This is a genomic window from uncultured Thiodictyon sp. (assembly GCA_903837595.1).
Lineage (GTDB): Bacteria > Pseudomonadota > Gammaproteobacteria > Chromatiales > Chromatiaceae > Thiodictyon.
The window spans coordinates 1-5,335 of the sequence record CAILVI010000181.1 but is presented as its reverse complement, the minus strand read 5'-3'; the positions used below and the strand labels follow the sequence as shown (position 1 = coordinate 5,335).

The 5,335-nt window shown below is 63.3% G+C and carries 7 protein-coding genes and 1 pseudogene; 5 read left to right on the top strand and 3 right to left on the bottom strand.

The genetic code is table 11. From position 1 onward, the window contains the following. Positions 1-148 precede the first annotated feature (148 nt). A complete protein-coding gene (locus QZY44_RS09670; protein WP_295445597.1) occupies positions 149-412 on the bottom strand; it encodes a hypothetical protein in 264 nt (87 codons plus the stop codon). A 369-nt stretch (positions 413-781) separates the two neighbouring features. Between QZY44_RS09670 and QZY44_RS09665 the strand changes: the two genes are divergently transcribed. The 4 genes from QZY44_RS09665 (at position 782) to QZY44_RS09650 (ending at position 3,097) form a co-directional block, all read left to right on the top strand. Continuing rightward, on the top strand, positions 782-979 hold the full coding sequence (locus tag QZY44_RS09665) for a CopG family transcriptional regulator (protein ID WP_295445595.1): 198 nt from the start codon (positions 782-784) through the stop codon (positions 977-979). Then, complete coding sequence (locus tag QZY44_RS09660) at positions 966-1,487, top strand: DNA-binding protein (RefSeq protein WP_295445594.1); 522 nt, start codon at positions 966-968, stop codon at positions 1,485-1,487. Before QZY44_RS09665 ends, QZY44_RS09660 begins: the two co-directional genes overlap by 14 nt. A gap of 308 nt (positions 1,488-1,795) precedes the next feature. Next, on the top strand, positions 1,796-1,984 hold the full coding sequence (locus QZY44_RS09655) for a hypothetical protein (RefSeq protein WP_295445592.1): 189 nt from the start codon (positions 1,796-1,798) through the stop codon (positions 1,982-1,984). A gap of 39 nt (positions 1,985-2,023) precedes the next feature. Further along, positions 2,024-3,097, top strand: coding sequence for a hypothetical protein (locus QZY44_RS09650; protein WP_295445590.1), 1,074 nt, complete (start codon positions 2,024-2,026; stop codon positions 3,095-3,097). A gap of 161 nt (positions 3,098-3,258) precedes the next feature. On the opposite strand, the gene QZY44_RS09645 is transcribed toward QZY44_RS09650, so the two are convergent. Next, positions 3,259-3,471: a PAS domain S-box protein gene (locus QZY44_RS09645; protein ID WP_295445588.1), complete on the bottom strand. Its 213-nt coding sequence runs from the start codon at positions 3,469-3,471 to the stop codon at positions 3,259-3,261. A 67-nt stretch (positions 3,472-3,538) separates the two neighbouring features. Here QZY44_RS09645 and QZY44_RS09640 point away from each other — a divergent pair, with 67 nt between their 5' ends. Then, the gene (locus tag QZY44_RS09640; protein WP_295445586.1) at positions 3,539-4,276 is read left to right on the top strand and encodes a hypothetical protein; all 738 of its coding nucleotides are present in this window, start codon (positions 3,539-3,541) and stop codon (positions 4,274-4,276) included. 623 nt (positions 4,277-4,899) lie between these two features. Here QZY44_RS09640 and QZY44_RS09635 read toward each other — a convergent pair. Beyond that, positions 4,900-5,335, bottom strand: a pseudogene (locus QZY44_RS09635) (transposase); the annotation flags it as partial.

Here is a 5,335-nt window from a genome sequence, read left to right as displayed (position 1 = left end):
GCGCATCGCCCGGCTCCAGGTGGAGCAGGAGGTCGCGACGGCGCGGGCCGAATTGCTGGAGCGCGCGGAGGCGACCGCCCGAGACGCTGCGGCGCAGGCGCGGGCGGACCTTGAAGCCGCACAGGCGTTGGCGGAACAGTTGCGCGGCTCAGTGTCCGAGCGCGACGGCTAGCTTGCGACGCTCACCGCCACGGTCCAGGCCGAACAGCAGTCGCGCGACGCGGACACCCAGCACTGGCTCAGCCGCCTCGCCGAACATCAGGCAGCAGTGGCGGAGGCCCGTGCCCGGGAAACGGCGCTGACCGAGGAGAAGAAGGTCCTGACCTTGGAAGCGCAACGCTTGCGGCAGGACCTTCGGAATGTGCAGTCCGGGCTCGACGATGATGCGCGTGCATGCAGCGCCGCTCGCCAAGGTTGATTTCGCCGTACAGGTTCGCTCTCGACCCAGAAGAGCCATTCGGCTTGACCCGTCGAGCGGCGGCTTCGTCCCTATTGCGGACGCTGTCAGGTCGGGGGGGATCGCCTGGAAACAGCCCCCCAGGCCACGGCAAGGGGCCGAAACTGCTGCATCATCGGACGCTTGGTTACAAGCGCCCCGAGGATTATCCTTATTCCAGCGTCGGCAACGTCCGGATTCCGCCCGGCGGGAGACTGCGCGAGCCAGGCTGGTGGCAGCATGACCGGGACGCCCCCAATGCTTGTGAGGGCTGGTTACTTTCCCTTACCGCATCGGTTATCCTTTCCTTAAACTAGGCCATTGAGTGCGTCGATCGAGCCAACCATGACTACATCCATTCGGACCAACATCCCGGATCGCTTAGTACAGCAGGCGGCGATCCTGGTTAACGACGGCTGGGCGAGCGACCTCGACGAGATCCTCATTGACGCACTGCGTCGCTACTTGAGTTCCCACAGCGCGGAGTTGAGCGAGACCTTCGTTCGCGAAGACCTGGAATGGGGTCTGCGTGGCAACGGATAGCCCCATCGCTCGCGTTGTCGTCTGCGATGCCGGACCGCTGATTCACCTGGACGAACTGGACTCGCTCCGGTTGCTCTGCGACTTCCCGTCGGTGTTGGTGCCCGAGGTGGTTTGGGCCGAGGCCGAGCGACACCGGCCGCACATCTTTGCCATGCCGAACCTGCCATTCGTCCGGGTGAGACCACAGCATCCGCCGCGCCCCGCCCTGGCGGCGCTCTCGCGCCTGATGCCCCTGCATGCCGGTGAGACCCAAGCGCTTCAGATTGCCGAAGAGCAGGGCGCCGATTTACTCCTAACCGACGACACGGCTGCCCGTCTGGCCGCACGAGAACTCCAACTGTCCGTTCACGGGACCTTGGGCATCCTCTTGCGTGCGATTCGCCGCGGCCAGCGCAGCACGCCGGAGATGCTGGTTCTGCTTCGCGCCATTCCCGAGCGCTCGACACTCCACATCAAGCCGTCGCTCTTGCTCGAAGTCATTGCGCAGGTCGAGCGCACCGTCGGATAACCGATCATGGCGCGCATCTGCATCTCGCTGGTCGGGGCTGCGGCCGGACCGGTACTCGCCTGCCAGTGTCGACGAGACGTTGGACGCCATTCGGCCACCCTGCGCGGCGGCATGTCGAAGGCGACCCGCTGCCGAAACGTTGCGCATGCCCAATCCGCCGGTCACCAGCACCGGCGGCTGATATCGGGGTGACAGTGTGGCGCAGGGGCTGCCGCCTCTGCTGGGGCCAGCGTCGCAGGCCGACGCATTCGCGCGCCTTCTCGAAGCGAACGCCCGCACGAATTAGGCACAGGACGGCAGCAGGTTCCATGAACCGCTGTTTCCCCGCCGTCGACCAGTGGGGCGGTGAGGCCGGGCGTTTCAACGTAGACGCCCCAGGCCGGCAAGCGGCGGAAGTACTCACCGGGAATCGTCCCGGTGATCGGAGTCTCCAGGAGAGCATGGTACAGATCCTGGTCGAAGCGGAAGACCTGTTGCGTCGACCGCCAAGCCGCTAGGCCGGCGAAATCCAGGCCGGGGGCGACGAGTTCCCACGCATGCTAAACGGTCACCGCTCGAATACCGAGCGTCCTGGCGCACACAGTGAAGTTCAATCCTTTTCCACGATGGGGGCTGTCATGAATCCGCACCACCCGGGGCTAACCCCGTCCCTGGCTGTCACCGCCGCCGCGCGAATGAACGTGAAACGCGTGTCTGTCACTGCGAGTCTAATCGCCGGTCTGTTCTTTTCTGCGTTTGTCCTGGCCGCTGTACCGGGACAGATTGCTTTTTCCTCCAACCGCAGCGGTAACTACGAGATCTACCGGAAGAACCTCGTCACCGGCGCAATTGCCGATCTGACCAATGATCCGGCCAACGACATGAATCCCCAGGTCTCGCGAGACGGCAGATATCTGGCATTCTATTCTGATCGGACGGGCAACAATCAGATTTACAAGATCGATCTGCTCAATCCGGGACCTGTGGCCCGCCTCACCAACGACGGCGCCAGCAATTATGACCCGGCATTTTTCCCGGATGGCCGCATCCTCTTCAAATCCAACCTCAAAGACGGATATGGCGATATCTGGATCATGGACGCAAACGGGTTGAACCAACGTAACCTCACCCCCCTGCTGAGCACTACCGAGGAATGGAAGCCAGACGCCACCAGCAGCACCAGCGTCGCCTTTGTGTCCGGTCTGCGGGATGCCTCCGAGATCTATACGCTTGATCTGACGAGCAACGCACTGCGCCGCCTGACCAACAATCAGCTTCCGGACTGGTATCCCGCCGTGAGCCCCGACGGCGCGCGCATTGCCTTTGTGTCGAAAGATTCGCCAAACTCCCCCGATGCACTCTTCATCATCACCGTCGATGGCCAGGGGCGTTCCCGCATCACCTCGTTCCCTGGCGACGCCGACGACCCCGCTTGGAGCCCGGACGGGCAGTACATCACCTTTGTCGGCCGCAATGGAGCGACCTACGATATCTATGCCTTGAACATCCGTAGCGGACAGATCGAGGTCCTGGAGAGCGATCCACGGGGCGATGAATTGTCGCCGATCTTCCTCCCCGCCCCGAACGACCCGCTAATCAACCTGCCGCCATGGCGGCACGCCGTCTTCTAAACCCCGCTGGCGCCGATAGACAGTGAAGAGACCGCTTCGGTTTCGCTATTCCGATCGCCGCGGCTAACGCTCGGGGAAAATAGGGGGCGTACGACGAAAAAAGCTCGTCGTTCGCTCCCCGCATCCGGTAGCCGCTCAAGCCGATTCGCCAAAGACATCCCTTAGGTTCCGGCACTCCAGCACGCGGTCAGCCCACTCCTCATCTCTTCGATGGGCAGGCGCATGGCCTCTTCAGGCGACAGCCCTCGCACCTGCGCGACGGCCGGACTGACATAGGTGATACGACCGTCTAACGACATAATCCAGATGACATCCTGGGTATTGTCGGCCAGCAGGCGATAGCGTTCCTCACTTTCCCGCAGGTAGTCGTTCACTCCCCCCTTGACTGCCCGGGCTTTGGGCAGGCATCATGGGGCCTGAGCCATTAGTGACCGCCCCTGCATGCATCTGACCGATCACAGTCTGCGCCAAATTGACGATGCCTATGTCCAGTCGCTGGACGTGGCCTCGTTGCGCGATCTGTCATTGCGGCTGCTGGCCGATTTGCAGGAGGCGCGGGAGCGGCTAAACCAAGGACCGACGAACAGTTCGCGCCCGCCGAGCAGTCAGGCGCCGTGGGAGCGCGGCGGCCCGCCGGTGGCGTCACCCGGTACGGCGGCGGATGACGAAGACGCGGCGCCCACCGAGGTACCGGCCCCGCCAGCGGCGAACGCGGCGGCGCTGGGGGCGCAGACGCACGCTGCGACGCTACCCGCCGCGCCCCGCAAACCCGGCAAGCAGCGCGGTGCGCCGGGGTTTGGCCGGACCCAGGTGTTCAGGGCACACGACACCCAGGCGCATCGCCCCACGGTCTGTGCCGGTTGTGGTCGGGCGCTGCCGACGCACGGCGCGGCGGTGGCGTATACCGGATTTCAATCGGTCGACCTGCTCTGGAACGACCCGGCGACGCCTGGCTTGCGCCTGTGGATGATCGATCACCAATATGAAGAAGTGACCTGTGCCTGCGGACACCAGACCCGCGCGATCCCCGCACAGGGCGAGGTCGACCCCACGCTGGGGAACGTGCAACTGCGCGAATGGAGGGGATGGGGTCAGGGGATGGGGTCAGGTCTTGCAATCAAGCATCCAGGACGCGATGCAAGATGCATGATTGCAAGACCTAGCCCTCTACACTCCTGAAGGTTACTGCCGTTACCGGCTGCACCGCAGGCGCGCCGTCTGTTGGTTGGACATCCGATGCATCGTTCCCGTCCGAATCTCGTCGGCGGCGGTATAACGGCCTTGATCATCGTTCCGGCCGCCCAGCTGAATTTTGCGCGTCCGCGCTGGCTGAGAGATTGCCGTCCCTGGCCTGGATTCCGGCGTCCCGGCCGGAATGACGATCAAGGCCGGTATAACCAATAACAATGTCACTGCTTTGAACTTTGTCTACCCGATCGGGGCACTGTCCTGAATGCTCAGCGGCGGTGGGTTCAACGCGACCTTCAAGTAGACCACTTGTGGCGGCATCGGTTGGAACCTCTATACCTGTGCCGCGCGATCTTTTATCCGGGTAACGAGCCAGGTTCGGGCGGCGTTCACCACGACGATGCCGACCGTCATGCTGGCGGATCAGATCAAGAACTTCAATGGCCAGGTCGGCTAGGCCAATTGTATCGTCGACTTCGTGATGGTCGGCATACGCGCGACGCGCTAGCCCAACTTTAACACCCCAGATTATTTTTCTCTTAAGATCATCCGCTTATCGCGGAAAAAATCGGTCAGTGGCACTACAACCGTGCCATTTTGTGAAACCGGGCGGCTCAGACAACCATTTTCTGTATCCCTCCCGGGCTGGGATCGCTGCCCAGCGCCTGAATGATCGCCCACTGCGCCGGTTCGGCACGGGTCGCCTTGCGCACATGCAAGGTGCGCCCGTCGGCCCGGCGGAAGGTGGTGGTGACCCGGCACTGACCGGCGAGGGTGTCGCGCAGGGTCGACCAGCGCTCGCTGATTCCCTGCACCCGCAGGCGGCGACGGATCAGTTGAACGAACTGGTAGGCCAGGACCGAGATCAACAAATGGCCGTCGCCCCGCCCCTCGGTGCGGTGATAGACGGGGCGCAAGCCCAGCTCGGATTTGAGGGAGCGGAACACGGCCTCCAGGTCGGTCAGGGTGACATAGGTTCGCCACAGCTGCTCGGCATCCCAGGTCCGTTCATTGGTGCGCAGGCAGTAGACCCCGGGGTGGGTGAGCATG